Origin of the sequence: Streptomyces purpurascens (assembly GCF_045040895.1) — a bacterium.
GTDB lineage: Bacteria > Actinomycetota > Actinomycetes > Streptomycetales > Streptomycetaceae > Streptomyces > Streptomyces purpurascens.
In genome coordinates, this window is the sequence record NZ_CP108341.1 from 3,176,437 (window position 1) to 3,197,861 (window position 21,425).

Genomic DNA, 21,425 nt, shown 5'->3' on the forward strand with positions numbered 1-21,425 from the left:
ACGGGGCCCCGGCCAAGGGGGTCAAACCGAGGCCGGTCCGCCGCCTGTGCGACCGGTCACGCCGGTCGCACAGGGGCGGGATGTCAGCCCTCGTCGGTGGAGGCCGAGACGGAGGCCGCGGAGGACACGGTCTGCTCCGCCGCCACGGTCTTCTTCGACGCGGTCTTCTTCGCGGCGGTCTTGGTGGTCGCCGCCTTCTTGGCCGTCGTCTTCTTGGCCGCGGTCTTCTTCGCCGCGGTCTTCTTGGTGGCGGCCTTCTTCGCCGTGGCCTTCTTGGCCGTCTTGCGGGCCGTCTTCTTGGCCGGAGCCGGCTCCTCGGCGGCCTCGGCGGTCTCCGCGGTCGCCTCGGCGGCCGGGACTCCGGCGTCCGACGGCTCCTCCGCGCCCGACGACACGACCACGACGGCCGCCTCCTCGGACGCGGTGGACGCGGTGGGCTTGCGCACGGCACGGCGCCGCGGACGGGCCGGGGCGGCGCTCTCGGCGGGCACCTCGGCGGCCGGCTCGGGCTGTTCGGCCTGCTCGGGCGCCTCCGTGGCCTCGGACGCGGCGGGTGCGGTCTCGGAGACCGTCACCACGGTCGCCTCCGCCCCCGCCGGGGAACCGGCCGGCGCGGACACCTTGCGCGTCGCCCGCCGACGGCCACGGCCCTTGGGCGCGGCCTCCTCGGCGGCCGGGGCCTCGACGACCGGGTCCTCGACGGCCATCGGCTCGGCCTGCGCCTCGGCGGCCGGCTCCGGCTGCACCGGACGGGCGACCTCCTCGGCGGCGGTCACGTCCTGAGCCGTCGGCACCTCGGCCTCGGCCTGCTCGGCCTTGTTCCGGCCCTTCCTGGCCTTCGGCTCCGCCGCTTCACCGCGCGGCGAACCCGCCGGAGCGGACGCCCGCCGGCTCGCCCGGCGCCGCGTACGCCCACGCCCGGCCGCGGCCTCCGCCTCGGCGGCGCTGCTGTACAGCTCCTCGTCGGGCTCGAAGGACGGCTCGGGCAGGGCGATCGGCTCGGCGATCTCGGCACCGACCTCCGCCTCGGTCTCCGCCTCCTGCTCTGCGGTCTCGACGGCGGCCGCCTCGTGCACGTGCGGCTGCTCGGCGCCACCGGCACGCGCGCGCTTCTTGCGCTTGCCGCTGCCTCCTCCGCCGGTGCCGGTCGGCTGCTCCATGTGCACGATGACACCGCGGCCGTTGCAGTGGACGCAGGTCTCGGAGAAGGACTCCAGCAGCCCCTGCCCGACCCGCTTGCGGGTCATCTGCACGAGCCCCAGCGAGGTCACCTCCGCCACCTGGTGCTTGGTCCGGTCCCGGCCCAGGCACTCCAGCAGGCGCCGCAGCACCAGGTCCCGGTTGGACTCCAGCACCATGTCGATGAAGTCGATGACGATGATGCCGCCGAGGTCACGCAGCCGCAGCTGGCGCACGATCTCCTCGGCCGCCTCCAGGTTGTTCCTGGTGACGGTCTCCTCGAGGTTGCCGCCCTGACCGGTGAACTTGCCGGTGTTGACGTCGACGACGATCATCGCCTCGGTCCGGTCGATCACCAGCGAGCCGCCGCTGGGCAGCCAGACCTTGCGGTCGAGGGCCTTGGCGAGCTGCTCGTCGATCCGGTACGTGGCGAAGACGTCGACCTCGGAGGTCCACTTCGACAGCCGCTCGGCCAGGTCGGGGGCGACGTGCGAGACGTACCCGTGGATGGTCGACCAGGCGTCGTCACCGCTGACGACGACCTTGGAGAAGTCCTCGTTGAAGATGTCGCGCACGACCCGGACGGTCATGTCCGGCTCGCCGTACAGCAGCGTCGGCGCGTTGCCGCTCTTGGCCTTCTTCTGGATGTCCTCCCACTGCTGCTGCAGCCGCTCGACGTCCCGGCGCAGCTCGTCCTCGCTCGCGCCCTCGGCGGCGGTGCGCACGATGACGCCCGCGTCCTCGGGGACGATCTTCTTGAGGATGGTCTTCAGCCGGGCCCGCTCGGTGTCGGGCAGCTTGCGGCTGATGCCGGTCATGGAGCCCTCGGGGACGTACACGAGGTAGCGGCCCGGGAGGGAGACCTGGCTGGTCAGACGGGCGCCCTTGTGCCCGATGGGGTCCTTCGTCACCTGGACGAGGACCGACTGGCCGGACTTCAGGGCGGACTCGATGCGGCGCGGCCCGTTGGCCATGCCCAGCGCCTCGAAGTTGACCTCACCGGCGTACAGCACCGCGTTGCGGCCCTTGCCGATGTCGATGAAGGCGGCCTCCATCGACGGCAGCACGTTCTGGACCTTGCCCAGGTAGACGTTGCCGACGTACGAGGTCGACTGCTCCTTGTTGACGTAGTGCTCGACGAGCACGTTGTCCTCGAGGACGCCGATCTGCGTACGGTCGCCGTGCTGGCGGACGACCATCACGCGCTCGACGGCCTCGCGCCGGGCCAGGAACTCGGCCTCGGTGATGATCGGGACGCGCCGGCGGCCCTGCTCGCGGCCTTCACGGCGGCGCTGCTTCTTGGCCTCCAGGCGGGTCGAGCCCTTGATGGACTGCACCTCGTCGGACGGCTCGGCACCCTTTTCCCGCGCGGGACGGGGCTCGCGCACCTTGACGACCGTGCGCTCCGGGTCGTCGTCGGAGGTCTCGGATTCGGTGCCGCTGTCACCGGCGCGGCGACGGCGGCGACGGCGCCGGCGGCTGCTGCTGGAGCCGCCCCCGCCGGACGACTCGTCACGGTCGGCGGCCTCGTCGGACTCCTCGTCCTCCTCGGCCGTGTCCTCGGCGTCCTGCTCGGACTCGTCGTCCGTGGTCTCGTCGGAGTCGGCCGAGTCGCCACGCCGACGGCGGCGACCGCCCCGGCGACGGCGGCGGCGCGAGCCGCTCCCCTCGGACTCCTCCTGCTCGTCGCCGTCGGCGGAGTCCTCGGCGTCCTCCGACTCGTCGTCGGCACTCTGCGCGGCGGCGGCCTCGGCGGCCGGGGCCTCGGCCTCGTCGCCGGCACCCCGGCGGCGGCGCCGGCGGCGCGATCCGCCGGACTGCTCCTCGCGGGGGGCCTCGGCGGACGCGGGCTCCTCGGGCTCCTCGGCCACGGCCGCCTCGGCGGCGGCAGCGGCGGCGGCCCGCTCCGGCGTCTGGAACTGGGGCTCGGTGAACACGGGCGCCTGGAACACGGCGACGGCCGGACGCGCGGGGCGCGCGGCCGAATCGCTCTCACCGGCAGCCGTGTCCGTGGCCGCGGCGGCGGCCTTCGAGGACTTGGCGGACTTGGAGGTCTGGGCAGGCTCGGCGAAGCCGCCGGCGGCCCTGCGGGCGACCCGGCGACGACGCCGCGGGGCGGCTTCCTCGGCGGTCTCGGCCGCCTCGGCGGGTTCCGCGGCAGGGGCGGTTTCGGCGGGGGCCTCGGGCGCGGGCGCGGCCTCGGAGGCGGGAGCCTCGGCGGCACGGGCGGGCTCGGTGGCGGGGTTCTCGGTCACAGGTGCCTTCGCCTCCTCGGCGTTGCCTTCCGGCGCCCCGGCAGGCGCGGATGCCCGCCGCGAGGCACGGCGACGGGTCCGACGCGGCGCGGTGTCCTCGGAGACCTCGGCGGATGCGGCGGCCTCGGCCTCTTCGGCGGGCCCACCGGTGGCGGCCGCCGGCTCGGCGTCATCGGACGCGGCCGGTGCCGGCGCCGTCTCGGACGTCTCCGCCGGAGCCGCAGCAGGCGAGGTCACCGTGCGCGTGGCACGACGCCGGGTACGCCGGGGAGCGGCGTCCTCGGACACCGCGGCGGACGCGGCGGGGGTGGAGACCTCGACCTGCTCCGACGCCTCGGAGTCGGCCGGAGCGGCGGCGGTCACGGGGACCACGGTCTCGGCGGCCTCCGTGGCCTCCGGGGTCCCGGCGGGTGCGGATGCGCGACGGACCGCGCGGCGGCGCTTGCGAGCGGCGGGCGCGGCCTCTTCGGCGCTCTCGGCGGCCTCGGACGTCTCGTCCGCGGCTTCCTCGGCGGCGGCTACGACCTCGCTCGCGAGTTCGTCGGGATCGGCGGCCGGTATGGCCGGCGCGACGGTCTCCACCGGGGCGTCGGAGGTGCCGCCGACGGGGGGACCCGCCGGGCGGGACGCGGCACGGCGCCGCCGGCGGGGCGGCAGGGTGTCGCTGGGGGTGTTCTGTTCGGAGCCCGTTGAGGACTCTGCGGTCTCGGTCGGTTCGAGCATGCGGGCTTTTCTCCCGTCAGGCTCCCGGGCGCCGCGCCTGGTCCGGCGATGCCGGTGACGTCCGCGGCGCGCGCTCTGCGCGTTCGCCGCCGTCCGGGGCGCGGGCGCCGCACGGGAGCTCTCTGTGTCCTGTCTCGCCGGTTCCGTACGCCGAATGCGTACGGCCTGGCGAAAGTCTGCTGGTCGGTACGCTGCCCGACCCAGGTGGCTCCCGAGTCCGAGGGCGGCGCTACGACGTCCGTCCCTTCGCGGAACCTTCCTTACGCCGGCGCCGTCGCGGCGGCAGTCGGTTCGGCCGTTGAGAGGGCCTCCGCTGCCTCGCGGTCGGGCGCGAGCGGGTCGGTCACCGTGCCGGTCTCTTCATCGAACAGCCCCTGCGCCAGCCTGGTCACCGCTGCGGGGACCGGCGGCGCCAGGTCGGCCACGGCGCGGAGACCGGACAGGACGTCGTCGGGTCGTACGGCAGGCGTCACGTGCCGAACAACCAGCCGCAGTATCGCACAGGGGTGGTCGGTCGGCCTATCAGCCTGTGAAGTGTGCGTTTCCGTGAGGTCTGGGATCTCCAGGCTCACTACGGCGGCGCGGGCGTCGAAGGTGCGAATGCCGTTCTTGGCTTGGCGCTGGACCTCGACGGTCTCGGCCGCGGTGAAGGTGTCCGCCGCGCGGCGGGCCTCCTCCGGCGGCACTCCGTCCAGCCGCAGCTCCCATACGGAAGCCGTCAGCCGGTCGGCGAGTCCCGAGGTACGGGCCTCGACCGCCTCGACGATGTCGAGCCCGGTGGGCATCGACGCGTCGAGAAGGGCCCTGAGCTGCTCCGGATCACGCGGTGCGGTGAGCGCGATCTCCAGGAATTCCGCCTCACTGCCCGTGCCGGTGGGTGCGGCATTGGCGTACGACACCTTCGGGTGCGGTGTGAAGCCCGCCGAGTAGGCCATCGGCACCTCGGCACGGCGCAACGCACGCTCGAAGGCGCGCTGGAAGTCACGGTGGCTGGTGAACCGGAGGCGGCCGCGCTTGGTGTAGCGCAGTCGGATGCGCTGCACCGCGGGTGCGGGCGGCGGGCCTTCGGGCTGTCGCTTGCCCAGTGTCGTTCAGTCCTTCGTGAGAGCGGTCGTACTGCTACCAAGAGTACGTGCCTCGCGCCCCGAAGGTTCCCCGCGGTCGACCGGCTGCGGCTGCCCCGGCTCGCCGAAGAGCATCCGCCGGAAGTCGGCACGCGCCTGCCGTACGGACTCCCGGGCGGTGGCCAGGGCCTGCCGGGTGGCGCGCCCCACGCTGCGGGCGGCTTCGGCGACGGGCCGCAGGACGGTGTCCCGCACGACGTGTCCGACCGGTGTCAGCACGCTGCGGTACGCCCACCGCACCGGCTCGACGAAGATCCACCGGAAGAGGGTGCCGAGGAACCGCCCGACGGCGAGCGAGATGTGCCCGGCGACGCGCCAGGCGTGTCCGAGGGCGTCCCGGACCTCCCGTCCGATGACGGCCAGGACCCTCCCGACAGGGGCGAGAACCCAGCGCCAGAGGGCGAGCGCCGGGAGGACGAGCAGGATCCGGGTGATCCAGTACAGAGCCATTCCGATGCCGGTGACGATCGCGCTCACCAGCCACACCAGCCCCTTGGCGCACCAGGCGATCGCGCGCCCGACGGGTGCGATCACCCAGGTGTAGAGCCACCGGGCGGGTACGACGACGAGGTACCGCGCGAGCCATGCCAGGACCGTGTACACGCCGATCCCGATCGCGGCGAGCACGGCGCCGAGCCCCTTGAGCACCCACATCACGGCACGCCCGACGGGTGTGAGCAGGCAGGCGTAGACCCAGCCGAGCGCGACCCCGACACCCCTGGCGACCCCGGTGACGACCCAGGCGATCGCGTGCCCCACGGGCGTCAGCACATACCGGTACAGCCACACCAGGGGCACGACGACGAGCACGTAGCCGAGCCACGCGAGGGCCTTGCCCACCGGCACGACGACGTACCGCCACAGCCCCACGAACGGCCAGACGAACACCGCCCGCCCGAGCCACAGCAGCGCCCGCCCCACCGGCCGGAACAGCGCGTCGTTCAGGAACCGCCCGGCCACGACGAGCGCGTCCCACACCATCCGCACGGGGACGACCAGCACGAGCACGACGATCCGCACGGGAATCCGGATCGCGACGGCGAGACACCCCTCGGGCGCGGCGCCCTCACGTACAGGCGGCGTAGTCGGTTCGGGCGCCCTTTTGCGCAGATCGACCCGCGCCTCGGAACCCTCGCGGGCCGGCTTCTCCACATCCATACCGTCGAAGACGCCTCAGCGTCCCGTCCGGATGCAGCACCGCACAGTCCCGCCCCGTTCTCCCGCAGATCCTCCACCTGGCGCCATGATCATACGAGTCACCCGTCCACACCCTCGGACTCCCAGCGGAGCAGGTCCCCCGGCTGGCATTCCAGCACTTCGCAGAGCGCGGCGAGTGTCGAGAAACGGACCGCCTTGGCGCGGCCGTTCTTGAGGACCGCCAGGTTGGCGGGGGTGATGCCGACGCGTTCCGCGAGCTCGCCCACGGACATCTTCCGTTTGGCCAGCATCACGTCGATGTCGACGGCGATCGCCATCAGATGACCTCTTCCAACTCGGCCCCGCGGCGCACCATCGTCCCCAGCCGCCGCACACAGACCTCAACGACCTGGGCCGTCACGATACCGAGGATGGTGATCACGAGGATCGGGGTGCGGAGATACGCGTGATCCGGGTTCAGGCCGTCCAGATCGGCGGCCGGTTTCCCCATCACCACTCCTTCAATCGACCCACGATGGAAATCTATCGAAACTCGATAGATAACGCAATGGGGCGGCCCTACCTGGGGAAACGTGACAACGTGGGCAGAGAGCACGCCGAGGCGACGATCGAGGGAGAAGCACCGTGGAATGGCGCGTGTTCGCGCAGCAGATGGCCTTCATGGCACGGGACCTGCTCGCTCAGCACTCGGTCGATGCCACCCTCGAGCACATCACCGACTCGGCCACGAAGCTCGTGGCGGGATGCGACGCGGCCGGCATCCTCCTCCTGCACGGCAAACGGGTCGAGACGCTCGCTCCCACCGCAGACCTGGTCGTCAAGAGCGACCAGTTGCAGGAGCGCCTGGCGGAGGGCCCCTGCTTCGACGCGGCCCGCAGCGGCACAGCGGAGCGGGTGTACCGCATCACCGACTTCACCGACGAGCAGCCGCGCTGGCCCGCGTATGCCGAGCAGGCCCGTGACCTGGGCGTGGGCAGCATGATGGGCTTCCTGCTGTACACCGAGGACGAGGATCTCGGCGCCCTCAACCTCTACTCCGGCCGCCCGGGATCCTTCACGGAGGACAGCGAGACGGCGGGCTGGCTGCTGGCCTCGCACGCCGCCGTCGCCTTCTCCAGCGCCCGCAGTCACGCCCAGCTGGAGCAGGCCGTCGCCACACGTCACGTCATCGGCGAGGCCATGGGCATCATCATGGGCAGCCACCACCTCACCGAGAAGGAGGCCTTCGACGTGCTGCGCCGCTTCTCCCAGGAGAAGAACATCAAGCTCCGCGAGGTCGCCCGGCGCGTCTGCGAACAGGGCCGCCTCGCCTGACGGCTCCCCCAGCACATGGCTGAACTGGGGGAACCTTGGCCGGGCCGGTCCCCCGGGGGAGCGTCACCGACCCCGCCTGCTCAGCGGGTCCCCCGGAGGAACGACCTCACCCCTCGGTCCGCTCAGTCTTCTCGCGCGTACGGCACGACGGTGATCCGGTCGATCAGCGGCGCGTAGCGGGAGCGGAGCAGCACCCCGGGGAAGGTGTCCGAGGCGTAGGTGGTGCCGTCGTAGTTCGGCAGTTCCTCGCAGCGGAAGCCGACCGTGTTCTTCCCCTTCTTGAGCTGGACCGGGACGGTCAGCTCCCAGAAGTTGTTCTGGTGGAAGCTGTGCGGGAAGCCGACGCGCCGCGGCGCGCCGCCGTTGACACTGATGTCGGCGTGGCGGGCCAGCGGGTCCGGGTTGTAGTGCGTGGCCTCGGACTGCTCCGGGTTGGAGTAGCGGACGCGCAGCGCGTACAGGCCGGCCCGGTCGGCCGTGACGGTGAACGTCGCGGTGTTGCCGTTGCCGGGGTCGCCGCCGATGCCCGTGATCGCCGTGCCGTCGGTGGCCAGGGAGAGCGGGGTGAGCGTGGCCGAGCCCGCGAGCCTGGCGTCGCCGGCCTCGTAGGTACGCGTGGGCAGCTTGCCCTCGGTCGGTGTGACCGTCAGACGGTCGAGGAGGGTAGTGGCCTGGCCGCCGGTCACGGTCACCTTGTTGACGCCGCCCGAGAGGGACACGGCCACGCTGCTCCGTTTCCCGGCCAGGCGCAGGACGTCGTGCCCGTTGACGGAGAGCCGGGCGCCGGTGCCGCCGAGGGTGTCGGCCCTGAGGGTGGCCTCGCGGTCGGCGGGTGAGTAGACCCAGAACGTGGCCGTCTGGCCCTTCGCCAGCCGGAGCGCGCCCGAACCCGACTGGTTCGGCAGGTCGTAGACGGGCCGTGCCCCGCCGGCCGGCCAGGCCAGCTCGCCCTCGTACACCTGGGTGCGGGCCGAGGCGTCCGGCAGGGACAGGGTGAGGCGGTCGACGATGGCGTCACCCCGGGTGGCGCGCTTGCCGTCGAGGCTCTTCGCGGCGAGCGTCAGGGTGTGCCTGCCCTTGGTGAGCTTCACCTCGGTGTCGGTGTGGTCCCAGACCACCCACTTGTAGCCGAGCGGCAGGTGCAGCTCCCGCTCGCTGTCCGCCTTGCCGTCCACGCGCAGGAAGACATTGGTCGGGCCCTGCTCCTTCACCTTGTCGAAGGTGTTGAGGGAGTTGGCGAAGACGCTCAGGTCGTAGGTGCCGTCCTCGGGCACGTCCACGGTGAAGTCCAGGGTGACGTCCGAGCCGGTGCGCAGACCGCCCACGTCGTAGCCGCCGGAGGTGTAGAACTTCGACACGTCGCGGGGCGAGCCCTCCGGGCCGTTCTTCGACCAGCCGGACCCGGTGTGGGCGGCGTCCTCCGCCTCGTACGAACCCTGCCAGCGCACCGGCGGGGACTGGGTGCTCTTCGCCTTCCCGGCCGGGCTGAGGACGATCTCGTAGGCCGAGGACTCCTTCAGCGCCGGCAGCCCGCCGTCGCCGAAGTCGACGACGACCGTGCCGTCGTCAGCGACCTTGAGGTTCCGCTCGGTGAGCAGCTTCGGGCCGGAGTTGTCGCCGACCTGCCCGCTCCACTCGACCTCCTTCACCCAGGCGTGCACGCGGTCACCGAAGAGCTTCTTCGGGACCTTGTCGAAGGTGATGTGGCCCTTGCCGGTGGAGCCGCCGAAGAGCAACCGGGCCTGCTTCTTCTTCTCGTCGAGCGTGGCGACGCCCTGCATCGTGTAGTTCTCGCCCGGGAAGGGCGGAGTCACCTTCAGGGTGTGGCCGCTCATCGACGCGTACGAGTTCAGCAGCCACCACTGGCCGTTGCCGCGGTTCGACTGCACCGCGGAGTCGGAGAGGTTGCCGTCGATGTTCCAGTACGCGATGTCGGCGTCGACCTTGGACTCCTCGATCGCGGACACCCACTGGATCATCTGGCCGGGCACCGAGGTGTGGTAGTTGAAGGCGTACTCGTTGATGTTGACGGGCAGTTCGGTGCCCGCCTTGTCGGTGCCCTTGAACAGCTCCTTCTCCCACGCCCGGTACTTGGCGACGCTCGCCCGCACCGCCTCCGGGTGGCTCAGCTCGTGCCAGGTGATGACGTCCGGGAGGGTGCCCGCGGCCAGGGTGTGGGTGAGGAAGCCCTTCACCTGGTCGTACAGGACGCTGGTGTTGGGGCCGGCGATACGGGCCTCGGGCATCTTGCCCTTGATGAGCCGGTAGAAGTCGTCCCAGGCGGCGAGGAAGTCGTCGGGGTCGTCGAGCCAGCTGACCTTGTCGTAGCTCCACTCGCCGGTGCCGAACATGTTGCCCTCGGGCTCGTTGAACGGCACGAAGACGATGTTGTCCTGGTACTGCTTCGGCAGCTTCAGGACCTGGTCGACCTGCTGGGCGACCTTCTCCCGGTAGAGCTTGAGCTTCTCCCCGGGCGTGTCGCCCGGCCACTGGTACGGGAAGCCGCGGTGGATGTCGGTCATGTAGATGTACACATCGCCGTCGGTGGAGTCGGCCAGCGGCTTCACCACCTCCAACGCGTCGGCACCGGGGTGCTGCGGGCCGTCCTGGGCCTTGGTGGAGACCGTGCGCAGGCCCATGCCCTCCATGAGGTTGTTGGTGGGCACGTCCGGTCCGTACACGCCGTAGAGGGTGCCGGAGGCGCCGCCGTGGAACGCGCCGGTGTCCGAGGCGAGGTCGACGGTGAGCTGCCCCTCGCGGACCACGGTGACGGTGGCCTTCACCGCGCGTCCGGCCGCGGTCCCGGCGACGGTGAACGTCCCGGGCTTCGCGTACTTCTCGGACGGTACGGCGTCCCAGGTGACCGGTATGTCCCGGTCGTAGCCGTCGGAGAAGGAGGCGCGGGCGGCGGCCGGGAGGGACGGGGCGGTCCCGGTGGTGGTACGGACCTCGAAGGACGTCTTCGAGAGTTCCTGGACGGTCGGCACGGCACCGACCGTACCGGCCACCTGCTCGGCGCTCAGTGCCGCGTGCCACACGGTGAAGTCGTCGATCGCGCCCTTGAGCAGCGGGTCCGGGTAGAGGGACTTGCCGATGTAACCGGCGGCGGTGGCCGAACTCTCCAGCAGGTCCTTGGCCTTGATGCCCGTCTCGGCGGAGGAGACCGCCACGCCGTCGAGGTAGGTGGTGAGCCGGCCCGCGGAGGTGTCGAGGGTGACGGTCACCGTCCGCCACTCGTCCGCGGGGAGCGGCGCGTAGCCGCGGACCTGCGCCTCCGCACCCCCTCCGCCGGTGGTGACGGAGGTCTGGAGCAGCCCGCTGCCGTTGTACGGGGTGCTGAAGAGGTACTTGGTGGTGTTGGTGCCCAGGTCGAAGATCCGCTGCCAGGGCGACGTGCCGCCGCTCCACTTCAGGCGCGCGGAGACCGTCAGGTCGGCCGCGTCACCGACCACTTCGCGGGGCAGGCGGACGTACGCACCGCTGGAGTCGGCCGCACCGCCGGGCAGGGCGAGGGCCTTGCCCCCGGCCGTGCCCTCGACGGACCGGGCGGTGGAGGCGTTCACCAGGTCTGCCGTCAGGCCGTTGCCGGAACTGTCGGCGATCTTCCCGGAGGCCATGTCGTCCTGGTCGAAGGTGTAACGGGCGGCGGGCCGGGGCGGCTCCGCCGCGTGCGCGGGGGCGACCGGTGCGGCCAGCAGGCCCGCACCGAGGGTCAGCGCCACGGCGGCCGGGGCCCGGCGCCGCGTGGATCTGTCAGCGGATGGCATGGAGGGCGTCCTCATCGTCGGGGATCGTCAAAACGTCGGGGATCGTCGAACCGGTTCGATCAGGGCTGCGCGCAGGGACGCGATACGGGTGACGGTGGTGGGCTCGGGGAGGGAGAGGGCAGGCCGGGGAACGGGATCGCCGTGTCGAACCGGTTCGGGAAGCTAGCACCGGTACCTCCGGCCAGCAATCCCTTCGACACCGGGATCTTTTCGGCTCCCCCGCCCGGCCAGGGAAGTTCGATCCAGGTGTTGACAGGCGTCCGGGCAGTTCCTACGTTCCCTCCATGCGAACCGGTTCGACAACGGCCGGTCGAAGTCGAACCGGTTCGGTCTGCGAGCAAGGAGTTGCCGTGAACATCGGTGAGATCGCCCGCCGGGCCGGTGTCTCGCGGAGCACCGTGTCCTACGCGCTGAGCGGCAAGCGCCCGGTGTCGGACGACACCCGCCGGAAGATCCAGCAGGTCGTCGACGAACTCGGGTACCAGCCCAGCGCCAGCGCCCGCGCCCTGGCCAACGGGCGGACCAGCACCCTCGGCCTGGTCTTCCCGCCGGCCGGAAACCACTACACGGGGATGCAGCTGGACTTCATCGGCAGCGTGGTGGAGGCCGCCGCGGTCTACGACTACGACGTGCTGCTGTCCCCCAGCGGCGTGGACAGCGACCGTTCCTTCCAGCGACTGCTGGGTGAGCGGCGGGTCGACGGCGCGATCCTGATGGAGATCAGGCTGGAGGACGACCGGGCCGACCATCTGGCCGCCCTGGACTTCCCCTCCGTCGCCATCGGCCGTACCGCCCGCCCCGAGGGCAGTTGGTGGGTGGGCCTGGACCACATCGCGCTCGTGGAGGCGTGCGTCCATCACCTGGCGGATCTCGGCCACCGCCGGATCGCCTTCGTCAACCGTCCGGAGCAGCTGCTGCGGGCCGGCTACGAGTCCGCGCACCGCGGCCTCGACGGTTTCACCAAGGCCGCGGCCGAGCGCGGGCTGACCGTCCGCACCTACTGCTGCGGGGACGACGCCGCCTCGGGCCAGACGTGTGTGGAACGGATCCTGCACGACGACCCGGCCACCACCGGCCTGGTCACGCTGAACGAGGCCGCGCTGGGCGGCCTGTACCGGGGGCTGGCCCAGGCCGGCCGCCATGTCCCGCGCGACTTCTCCGTCACCGGGGTCGTGGCCGCCCGCTGGGCGGAGACGGTGACCCCGCAGCTCACGGCGGCGGACGTACCCGCGGCCGACCTGGGCCGGCTCGCCGTCGACCTGCTGGTGGAGCGGCTCGACCACCCCGGCGCCCCGCCCCGGAACCACCTCCTCACCCCGCCCATCTCCCTGCGGGCCAGCACCGGGCCCGCGGGGGTCACGCCCGCCGTGGGCACCGGGGCCGATACGACGCCCTGATCAACACCCCTGACCTCCTCCTTCACCTCGTCACATGCCCGAACGCTCAGCAGTGCCGTTCGGCGTGCCCACCTTCAGCAGCCCTCGCCTCGGCACCCGCATGCCCGAAACAAAGGACCCCGCGATGAACAGCTTCTCCAGACGGCGCCGACTGACCGCAGCGGCCCTGACCGCCCTGGCCGTCGCCACCAGTGCCACCGCCTGCGGATCCGGCTCGACAGGCACCGGGACCAAGGCGGCGGACGACGGCACCTACACCATCTGGGACCCGTACCCGCAGTTCGCCAAGGGCTCCGCGTGGGTGAAGCTGCTGGACGCCTGCGGCAGCGAGGCCGGAGTGAAGATCAAGCGGACCGGCTTCGACACCAGCGACCTGGCCGGCAAGACGCTGCTCGCCGCCCAGCAGGGCAACTCCCCGGACGTCCTCATCGTCGACAACCCGGTGGTGTCGACCCTGGCCGAGGCGGGCGTGCTCACCACCACCGACGACAGCGAGCTCGACACCTCGGGCGTGGACCCCAACCTGCTCGCGGCCGGCCAGTCGGGCGGCAAGACCTACGGCACCCCGATCGGCGCCAACACCCTCGCCCTCTACTACAACAAGAAGGTCCTGAAGGAAGCCGGGGTGGACATAGCCACCGTCAAGGACTGGGCGTCACTGACGGCCGCGCTGGCCAAGGTCGGGCAGGCCGGGAAGAAGGGCATCACCTTCTCCGCGATCGGCACCGAGGAGGGCAGCTTCCAGTTCCTGCCGTGGTTCTGGGGCTCCGGTGCCGAGCTGACCGACGTCGACTCCCCCGCGGCCGTCTCCGCGCTCTCCCTCTGGAAGGGCTGGCTGGACAAGGGCTACGCCCCCAACTCGGTGCTCAACAACACCCAGACCACCAGCTGGCAGGAGTTCGCGACCGGCGACTACGCCTTCGCGGAGAACGGCACCTGGCAGCTCGCGGCCGCCAAGAAGGCCGGCTTCGACTTCGGTGTCCTGCCCATCCCCGCGTCCGAGGGAGGCAGCGCCGCGGCCCCGACGGGCGGCGAGTTCGTCACCCTCCCGGTGCAGGGCGACACCGGCCGCTACACCACCACGCGCAAGCTCGCGACCTGCCTGACCAGCACCAAGAACCTGTACGACACCGACACCACCCTCTCCTACGTCGCTCCGACCGCCGAGGTCCAGGACAAGCAGGTGGCGGCCGACCCCGCCCTCAAGCCATGGGTGGACGCGGTCAAGTCGGCCAAGGGCCGCACCAGTGACGACCTCGGCACCAAGTACCCCAAGATCTCCGAGCAGTTGTGGAAGGCCGTGCAGTCCGCGCTCAGCGGCTCCAAGTCGCCGAAGGACGCGCTCACCACCGCCCAGTCCGCGGCCAAGTGACCGTGAACCGGGGCCTTTCGACGATCCACACGAGGCAGTGGGCCGCCTGGGCCTTCCTCACCCCGGTGACGCTGTACCTCGTCCTCTTCTACGCCTATCCGCTCTACCGCAACCTCGACCTGAGCCTGCGCGACTACACCGTCCGCTCCTTCGTCCAGGGTGACGCGCCCTTCACCGGCCTGCACAACTACCGGACCGTCTTCGACGACCCGGCCTTCGCACCCGCCCTGCTCCACACCGTGGTGTTCACCGCCGTGTGCCTGGTCTTCCAGTACGTCATCGGCCTGGCGCTCGCGGTCTTCTTCCACCAGCACTTCCGGCTCTCCGCCACGCTGCGGGCCCTGTTCCTGGTGCCCTGGCTGCTGCCGCTGATCGTGTCGGCCTCCACCTGGTCGTGGCTGCTCAACAGCGACTCCGGGCTGGTCAACGCCCTGCTGAGCGCCGTCGGCATCGGACCGGTGAACTGGCTGACCTCACCGTCCTGGTCGCTCGCCTCCGTGATCATCGCCAACATCTGGATCGGCATCCCGTTCAACCTCGTGGTGCTCCACAGCGGCCTGCAGTCCATCCCGGCCGGCCTGTACGAGGCCGCCGCCCTCGACGGGGCGGGTGCCTGGCGGCGGTTCTGGAGCATCACCTTCCCGCTGCTGCGGCCGGTGTCCGCGATCACCCTGCTGCTCGGGCTGGTCTACACGCTCAAGGTCTTCGACATCATCTGGATCATGACCAAGGGCGGCCCGGCCGGAGCGTCCACGACCTTCGCCACCTGGTCCTACCAACTCGGCTTCGGCAATCTGCTGCCCGCCTTCGGCCCGGGCGCGGCCGTCGGCAACCTGCTGGTGGTGGCCGCCCTGGTGTTCGGCCTGGTCTACGTCCGGGTGCAGAGAAAGCAGGCGCTCTCATGAGCCGGAACGGCAAGCGCACGGGCGTGAACAGAGCGGGAAAGACGGCCCTCGGTGTCCTGCTGACCGGGCTCATGCTCTTCCCGGTCTACTGGATGCTGAACGTGTCCCTCACCCGCCCCCAGGACCTGCGCAAGAGCCCGCCGGACCTGTTCCCCGTCCACGGCACCCTGGCCGGCTACCGCACCGTCCTCGACGAGCAGTTGCCCTACCTCGGCACGAGCCTCGTCATCGGCCTGGGCACCGTCGCCCTGACCGTGGCCCTGTCCGCCCCCGCCGGCTACGCGCTGGCCAAACTGCGCCCACGCGGCGGCGGCATCCTCACCTTCGTCCTGCTCGCCGCCCAGATGATCCCCGGGATCATCATGGCGATGGGCTTCTACGCCATCTACCTGCAGCTCGGCCTGCTCCAGTCCGTCCCCGGCCTGATCGTCGCCGACTCCACCCTGGCCGTCCCCTTCGCGGTTCTCATCTTCACCGCGTTCATGTCCGGCATCCCCGACGAACTGCTCCAGGCGGCGCGAACGGACGGGGCAGGACCCTGGCGCACCTTCCGGTCGATCGTCCTGCCGATGAGCCGCAACGCCGTCGTCACCGTGTCGCTGTTCGCGTTCCTGTGGTCCTGGTCCGACTTCGTCTTCGCGAGCACCCTCGTCAACGGCGGCGCTCGGGAGCCGATCACCCTCGGCATCTACCACTACATCGGCAACAACAACCAGGAGTGGAACGCCATCATGGCCACCGCCGTCGTGGCCTCGCTGCCGGCCGCGGTGATCCTCGTCCTGGCCCAGCGCTATGTCGCCGCCGGCGTGACAGCCGGCGCGGTCAAGGACTGACCCGGTGTGGTCAAGGACCGACCTGGTGTGGTCACGGACCGACCTCCACACGATCCCTGCTCGAGAAACGAGTGCCCCTTCATGACCGCCGACCGCTCCGGCCCGGCCTTCTCCGTCCAGGACATCCCGTTCAGCACGTACGGGTCCTGGTTCGACATCTCCCCCGTGGTGGCGGAGAAGACGTACGCCGAGGACCTCCACCTCGTCTCGCACCAGAACGGCATGCACGCCGTCCTGACCCTGACGCCGCTCGACCGGGCGACGGGCGAGCGGGCAGAGACCCGGGTGGAGGCCGCCCCGGGCCTGCTGAGCTGGACCAGCGTCGGCGGGGCCGGCCGCGTCGACCTCGCCTACGAGTCGCCGGACACCGTACGCCTGCGCGGCACGGCACTGTCGCTGCGCGTCTCCGCGGCAGCCCGCACCCTGACCCCCTTCAGCGGCACGTACTTCTTCCGCGACAGGGCCACCGACGCGTACGTCTTCACCTCGTACGAGACCGGCCGCCGCTACCGCGTCACCGTCCTGTCCGGCACGGTGACGCACACCTACGGCGACCAGACCCTGGGCACCTCCGACCGCGGCCTCACCGTCACCGCCGACCCGGACGACTCCTGGGAGATCGCGGTCGAGGAACTCGACACGGCCCGCCCGCCGTACGTATCGACGGCACTCTTCGGCAAGATCGTCGAGGCGGCGCAGAACGCCTTCGCGGACTTCGTCGACGCGGTGGCCCCTTGGCGCTCTCCGGCCACCCCGGCCGCCGAACTGGCCGCCTACGTCGTGTGGTCAGCGACCGTACGCCCGGCGGGGCTGGTCCCCCGGCCCGCCGTCCTGATGTCCAAGCACTGGATGGACAAGGTCTGGAGCTGGGACCACTGCTTCAACGCGCTGGCCCTGGCCCCCGGCTGCCCCGAACTGGCCTGGGACCAGTACCAGCTGCCCTTCGACCACCAGGACGAGACCGGGGCGCTCCCCGACTCGGTCACCCACTCCGAGGTCCTGCACAACTTCGTCAAACCGCCCATCCACGGCTGGGCACTGGGCCTGCTGCGCCGCCGCCTGCCCACACCCCCCGACCGCACGGAACTGGCACGCACCTACGACCGGCTGGAACGCTGGACGACCTTCTGGCTCACCGCCCGGCGCACTCCCGGCGCGGCACTCCCCCACTACCACCACGGCAACGACAGCGGCTGGGACAACGCCACCACATTCGACCCCGAACGCGTGGTCGTCACCGCGGACCTGGCCGCCTTCCTCATCCTCCAGCTGCACGAACTCGCCGCCCTGGCAGCGCACCTGGACAGACCCGACGACGCCGCACGGTGGACACGAACCGCCGAGGCGACCCAGGCGGCCCTGCTGGACGAACTGTGGACCGGCGACCGCTTCACGACCCGAGGCGTCCACAGCGGGAACACCTGGACCGGCTCCAGCCTCCTCGACCTGATGCCCATCGTGCTGGGCGAGCACCTCCCGCCCGAGATCAGCGCCCGCCTGGCCGACCGCATCGCGGCCCACCTGACCCCCCACGGCCTGGCCACGGAGCTGCCGACCTCACCGCACTACCTCTCCGACGGCTACTGGCGCGGCCCGATCTGGGCCCCCGCCACGGTCCTCATCGAAGACGGCCTGCGCCGCGCCGGCCACCACCGACTGGCAGCCGACATCAGCACCCGCTTCCGCACCCTGTGCGAAACCCACGGCTTCGCCGAGAACTTCGACGCCCTGACCGGCACGGGCCTACGGGACCGCGCCTACACCTGGACCGCCGCCGGCTACCTCCTCCTCGCGGAGGCAGCCGCCGACGACACACTCAGTGCGCGTGCCCACTCGCGGCAGGCGCCGGACCGGCGTTCTTGACCGTCAGAGGCAGGAGCTTCTTCCCCGTCGGGCCGATCTGGATCTCCGTGTCCATCTGCGGACACACCCCACAGTCGAAGCACGGAGTCCACCGGCAGTCCTCGACCTCCGTCTCGTCGAGGGAGTCCTGCCAGTCCTCCCAGAGCCAGTCCTTGTCCAGGCCGGAGTCGAGGTGGTCCCAGGGGAGGACCTCCTCGTAGGTGCGCTCGCGGGTGGTGTACCAGTCGACGTCGACGCCGAACGGCTCCAGGGCCTTGTCGGCGCACGCCATCCAGCGGTCGTACGAGAAATGCTCGCGCCAGCCGTCGAAGCGGCCGCCGTCGTCGTAGACCGCGCGGATGACCGCGCCGATGCGGCGGTCGCCGCGGGAGAGCAGGCCTTCGACGATGCCGGGCTTGCCGTCGTGGTAGCGGAAGCCGATGGAGCGGCCGTACTTCTTGTCGCCGCGGATCTTGTCCCGCAGCTTCTGCAGCCGGGCGTCCGTCTCCTCGGCGGAGAGCTGCGGGGCCCACTGGAAGGGCGTGTGGGGCTTGGGGACGAAGCCGCCGATCGAGACCGTGCAGCGGATGTCGTTGGAGCGGGAGACCTCGCGGCCCTTGGCGATGACCTTGGTCGCCATGTCGGCGATCTGCAGGACGTCGTCGTCGGTCTCCGTGGGCAGGCCGCACATGAAGTACAGCTTCACCTGGCGCCAGCCGTTGCCGTACGCGGTGGAGACCGTGCGGATCAGGTCGTCCTCGGAGACCATCTTGTTGATGACCTTGCGGATGCGCTCCGAGCCGCCCTCGGGGGCGAAGGTGAGGCCGGAGCGGCGGCCGTTGCGGGTCAGTTCGTTCGCCAGGTCGATGTTGAAGGCGTCCACGCGGGTGGAGGGGAGGGACAGGCCGATCTTGTCCTCCTCGTAGCGGTCCGCCAGGCCCTTGGCGACGTCGGCGATCTCCGTGTGGTCCGCCGAGGAGAGGGACAGCAGGCCCACCTCTTCGAAGCCCGTCGCCTTCAGGCCCTTGTCGACCATGTCGCCGATGCCCGTGATGGAGCGTTCGCGGACCGGGCGGGTGATCATGCCGGCCTGGCAGAAACGGCAGCCGCGGGTGCAGCCGCGGAAGATCTCCACCGACATGCGCTCGTGGACCGTCTCGGCCAGCGGGACGAGGGGCTGCTTGGGGTACGGCCACTCGTCCAGGTCCATGACGGTGTGCTTGGAGACCCGCCACGGGACACCGCTGCGCTTCGGTACGACACGGGCGATCCGGCCGTCCGGCAGGTACTCGACGTCGTAGAAGCCGGGGACGTACACCCCGCCCGTCCGGGCCAGGCGGAAGAGGAGTTCCTCGCGGCCGCCGGGGCGGCCTTCCGCCTTCCAGGCGCGGATGATCGCGGTGACCTCGAGGACGGCCTGCTCGCCGTCACCGATCACCGCGCAGTCGATGAAGTCCGCGATCGGCTCGGGGTTGAACGCGGCGTGCCCGCCGGCCATGACGATCGGGTCGTCCAGGCCGCGGTCCTTGGACTCCAGCGGGATGCCGGACAGGTCCAGGGCCGCCAGCATGTTCGTGTAGCCGAGCTCCGTGGAGAAGGACAGGCCGAACACGTCGAAGGCCTTGACCGGCCGGTGGCTGTCCACCGTGAACTGCGGGACGGCGTGCTCCCGCATCAGCTCCTCGAGGTCCGGCCACACGCTGTAGGTGCGCTCGGCGAGGACGCCCTGCTGCTCGTTCAGGACCTCGTAGAGGATCATGACGCCCTGGTTGGGCAGACCGACCTCGTAGGCGTCCGGGTACATGAGCGCCCAGCGGACGTCACAGGAGTCCCACTCCTTGACCGTGGAGTTGAGCTCCCCGCCGACGTACTGGATCGGCTTCTGCACATGCGGGAGCAGAGCTTCGAGCTGCGGGAACACCGACGCAGCGACTTCGGCAGGCATGTCGCGCACCTTCGTGAGCTGGACTGTAATGACAGGGGTGACCATCCAGCCTAACGTGACCGCGGGGTGTCTCCGTACGCCCGAGGCTCAGAGGCCGGCCGTCCCGTCCTTGATCCCGTCCCAGAACCCGGGCAGTTCGGCCTCCACGCGCGCGGCCCGCTGCTCCTCCCGCCCGTGGAGCAGGCCGTAGGTGAAGGCGCTCTCCCCCGCCGCGTGGGCGACCGCCGACAGCTCGCGCAGGGTCTGCCGGGCCATCACGCTGTCCTGGTGCTCGCCGAGCAGGTTCTGCAGCGCCTTCATGGACTTGACCAGGTTCTTGGCCGGCTTGCCGAGGGCAGGTCCGCCCGCCTCCGCCGCGTAGCGGGTGCGCTTGGTCTTCTTGCGGGCCTCGTGGATCGCGACGTCCCGGTCGGTGCCGGGCGCCAGTTCCCGTGCCTGCTGGACCAGCCCGGTGACCTTGCGGAAGTCCTTCTTCACGGCCTTGGCGATCACCTTGCGGGGCTTCTTGCCGGCCGCCTCGAGCAGCGGCGGGTCGGCGATCAACGCGTCCAGGGTGTCGAGCAGGGCGAGATAGCGGTGGGAGTCCAGGACGCCGAGGAGCCGGCCCCGGGCCCCGCCGTGCTCGGCGCTCGACCAGGTGCGCAGCCGCTCGGACACCGGGCCGCGGACCAGGTCGGCGGGCACCTCGTCGAGGGCCGCCGTCAGCCGTTCGGTCAGCACCTCGCGGTCCCGGTCCCGGCCCAGCTCACCGGCCAGCCACTTCAGCTCGTCGCCGACCGGGTCGGTGGCGGCCCGGTCGAGGACCTCGCCGTACGACTTGAAGGTGCTGCGCAGCCGCCGGGTGGCCACGCGCATGCTGTGCACGGAGTCCTCGGCGTCCCGGCGGACGGCAGGGTCGAGCTCGACGATCGCGTCGCGCTGGGTGCGCGCGTAGGCGAGCACGTGGTCCCCGGCGGTCACCGGTTCCCCTGCGGAGGCGGACGGGCGCTTCTCGGCCGGTACCGTCTCCGCGAGGGCGCGGGCCAGCTTCGATGCCGACGCCGACGGCCGTACGCCCGCTTTGCGCAGCCGTTTCTCCACCTTGTCGAGCACGGCCGGGTCGCCACCGTCGGCGAGTTCCACCTCGATCTCGGTCCACTGTGTCTCGGCGCCACCGGGGGTGAGCCGCTCGGCGTGTACGGCGTCGACGGCGACCTCGGCGAGCAGTCCGCCGTCGGCGTCGACGAGGTGGCGTACGTCACGGACGGAGCGCAGCCGGACGACGGGCAGCAGCTCGCTGCCGCGGACGCGGGAGCGGACGAACCCGGCGAGGTCGTCGGGGAGGGTGTCGGAGAGCGGGGCGTGCAGCTCGTCGCGGACGCCCGGGGCGACCGGGAACTTCAGGTGCCAGCCCGCGTCGGAACCGCCGGTGCGGCGGCGCAGGGTGACGGACGACGCGGCGAGGCGTTCGTCGACGGTGTCGTAGTAGGTGGCGTCGAGGTGGGCAACGCCCTTGTCGACAACGGCCGCGACCCCGGCGACGCCGGTCAGGTCGGGAAGCCCGCTCTCGTCGGATTCGTACTTGCGCTCGATCTCGCGTTTCGTCTCCGCCATGAAACAAATCTAGTGGCT

14 protein-coding genes are annotated in these 21,425 nt (G+C 71.2%); 6 read left to right on the top strand and 8 right to left on the bottom strand.

All coding sequences use genetic code 11. The annotated features are described in order from the left end of the window. Positions 1-83: 83 nt before the first annotated feature. The 5 genes from OHU35_RS14470 to OHU35_RS14490 all read right to left on the bottom strand — a co-directional run bounded on the left by OHU35_RS14470 (position 84) and on the right by OHU35_RS14490 (position 6,929). Entirely contained in the window at positions 84-4,157 is a 4,074-nt protein-coding gene (locus OHU35_RS14470; RefSeq protein WP_405505512.1) for an Rne/Rng family ribonuclease, read from the bottom strand. A gap of 260 nt (positions 4,158-4,417) precedes the next feature. Continuing rightward, a complete protein-coding gene (locus OHU35_RS14475) occupies positions 4,418-5,200 on the bottom strand; it encodes a TIGR03936 family radical SAM-associated protein (RefSeq protein ID WP_189723556.1) in 783 nt (260 codons plus the stop codon). A 48-nt stretch (positions 5,201-5,248) separates the two neighbouring features. Further along, complete coding sequence (locus tag OHU35_RS14480) at positions 5,249-6,439, bottom strand: hypothetical protein (RefSeq protein ID WP_405505514.1); 1,191 nt, start codon at positions 6,437-6,439, stop codon at positions 5,249-5,251. A 98-nt stretch (positions 6,440-6,537) separates the two neighbouring features. Then, complete coding sequence (locus OHU35_RS14485; protein ID WP_189723560.1) at positions 6,538-6,756, bottom strand: helix-turn-helix transcriptional regulator; 219 nt, start codon at positions 6,754-6,756, stop codon at positions 6,538-6,540. Next, positions 6,756-6,929: a DUF2975 domain-containing protein gene (locus OHU35_RS14490; protein WP_405505516.1), complete on the bottom strand. Its 174-nt coding sequence runs from the start codon at positions 6,927-6,929 to the stop codon at positions 6,756-6,758. Before OHU35_RS14490 ends, OHU35_RS14485 begins: the two co-directional genes overlap by 1 nt. A 134-nt stretch (positions 6,930-7,063) precedes the next feature. On the opposite strand from OHU35_RS14490, the gene OHU35_RS14495 reads away from it, so the two are divergent. Beyond that, positions 7,064-7,753, top strand: coding sequence for a GAF and ANTAR domain-containing protein (locus OHU35_RS14495; RefSeq protein ID WP_229872897.1), 690 nt, complete (start codon positions 7,064-7,066; stop codon positions 7,751-7,753). A gap of 122 nt (positions 7,754-7,875) precedes the next feature. Here the strand turns inward: OHU35_RS14495 and OHU35_RS14500 are convergent, their stop codons facing one another. Next, positions 7,876-11,520, bottom strand: a complete 3,645-nt coding sequence (locus OHU35_RS14500; protein WP_405505518.1) for a LamG-like jellyroll fold domain-containing protein — start codon at positions 11,518-11,520, stop codon at positions 7,876-7,878. Between the two features lie 350 nt (positions 11,521-11,870). On the opposite strand from OHU35_RS14500, the gene OHU35_RS14505 reads away from it, so the two are divergent. From OHU35_RS14505 to OHU35_RS14525, 5 genes are all read left to right on the top strand, one after another. Continuing rightward, positions 11,871-12,917, top strand: a complete 1,047-nt coding sequence (locus OHU35_RS14505) for a LacI family DNA-binding transcriptional regulator (protein WP_189723566.1) — start codon at positions 11,871-11,873, stop codon at positions 12,915-12,917. A gap of 124 nt (positions 12,918-13,041) precedes the next feature. Continuing rightward, a complete protein-coding gene (locus OHU35_RS14510) occupies positions 13,042-14,289 on the top strand; it encodes an extracellular solute-binding protein (RefSeq protein ID WP_405505520.1) in 1,248 nt (415 codons plus the stop codon). Beyond that, positions 14,286-15,194 (top strand): carbohydrate ABC transporter permease, encoded by a 909-nt coding sequence (locus OHU35_RS14515; protein ID WP_189723569.1) that lies wholly within the window; start codon positions 14,286-14,288, stop codon positions 15,192-15,194. The genes OHU35_RS14510 and OHU35_RS14515 overlap by 4 nt, the downstream gene beginning before the upstream one ends. Then, on the top strand, positions 15,191-16,027 hold the full coding sequence (locus tag OHU35_RS14520; protein WP_189723571.1) for a carbohydrate ABC transporter permease: 837 nt from the start codon (positions 15,191-15,193) through the stop codon (positions 16,025-16,027). Before OHU35_RS14515 ends, OHU35_RS14520 begins: the two co-directional genes overlap by 4 nt. Before the next feature lie 81 nt (positions 16,028-16,108). Beyond that, the gene (locus OHU35_RS14525; protein ID WP_405505522.1) at positions 16,109-17,890 is read left to right on the top strand and encodes an amylo-alpha-1,6-glucosidase; all 1,782 of its coding nucleotides are present in this window, start codon (positions 16,109-16,111) and stop codon (positions 17,888-17,890) included. On the opposite strand, the gene OHU35_RS14530 is transcribed toward OHU35_RS14525, so the two are convergent. Continuing rightward, positions 17,844-19,814: a TIGR03960 family B12-binding radical SAM protein gene (locus OHU35_RS14530; protein ID WP_189723575.1), complete on the bottom strand. Its 1,971-nt coding sequence runs from the start codon at positions 19,812-19,814 to the stop codon at positions 17,844-17,846. The two genes, OHU35_RS14525 and OHU35_RS14530, sit on opposite strands and share 47 nt — an antisense overlap. An 87-nt stretch (positions 19,815-19,901) precedes the next feature. Then, positions 19,902-21,407, bottom strand: a complete 1,506-nt coding sequence (locus OHU35_RS14535; protein WP_189723577.1) for a CYTH and CHAD domain-containing protein — start codon at positions 21,405-21,407, stop codon at positions 19,902-19,904. Positions 21,408-21,425: the final 18 nt, after the last annotated feature.

Bases quoted from the DNA above. Each gene is read 5' to 3' on its own strand.
- OHU35_RS14470 (WP_405505512.1), bottom strand. From the start codon at position 4,157: ATGCTCGAACCGACCGAGACCGCAGAGTCCTCAACGGGCTCCGAACAG.
- OHU35_RS14480 (WP_405505514.1), bottom strand. From the start codon at position 6,439: ATGGATGTGGAGAAGCCGGCCCGCGAGGGTTCCGAGGCGCGGGTCGAT.
- OHU35_RS14485 (WP_189723560.1), bottom strand. From the start codon at position 6,756: ATGGCGATCGCCGTCGACATCGACGTGATGCTGGCCAAACGGAAGATG.
- OHU35_RS14490 (WP_405505516.1), bottom strand. From the start codon at position 6,929: ATGGGGAAACCGGCCGCCGATCTGGACGGCCTGAACCCGGATCACGCG.
- OHU35_RS14500 (WP_405505518.1), bottom strand. From the start codon at position 11,520: ATGCCATCCGCTGACAGATCCACGCGGCGCCGGGCCCCGGCCGCCGTG.
- OHU35_RS14510 (WP_405505520.1), top strand. From the start codon at position 13,042: ATGAACAGCTTCTCCAGACGGCGCCGACTGACCGCAGCGGCCCTGACC.
- OHU35_RS14520 (WP_189723571.1), top strand. From the start codon at position 15,191: ATGAGCCGGAACGGCAAGCGCACGGGCGTGAACAGAGCGGGAAAGACG.
- OHU35_RS14525 (WP_405505522.1), top strand. From the start codon at position 16,109: ATGACCGCCGACCGCTCCGGCCCGGCCTTCTCCGTCCAGGACATCCCG.
- OHU35_RS14530 (WP_189723575.1), bottom strand. From the start codon at position 19,814: ATGCCTGCCGAAGTCGCTGCGTCGGTGTTCCCGCAGCTCGAAGCTCTG.
- OHU35_RS14535 (WP_189723577.1), bottom strand. From the start codon at position 21,407: ATGGCGGAGACGAAACGCGAGATCGAGCGCAAGTACGAATCCGACGAG.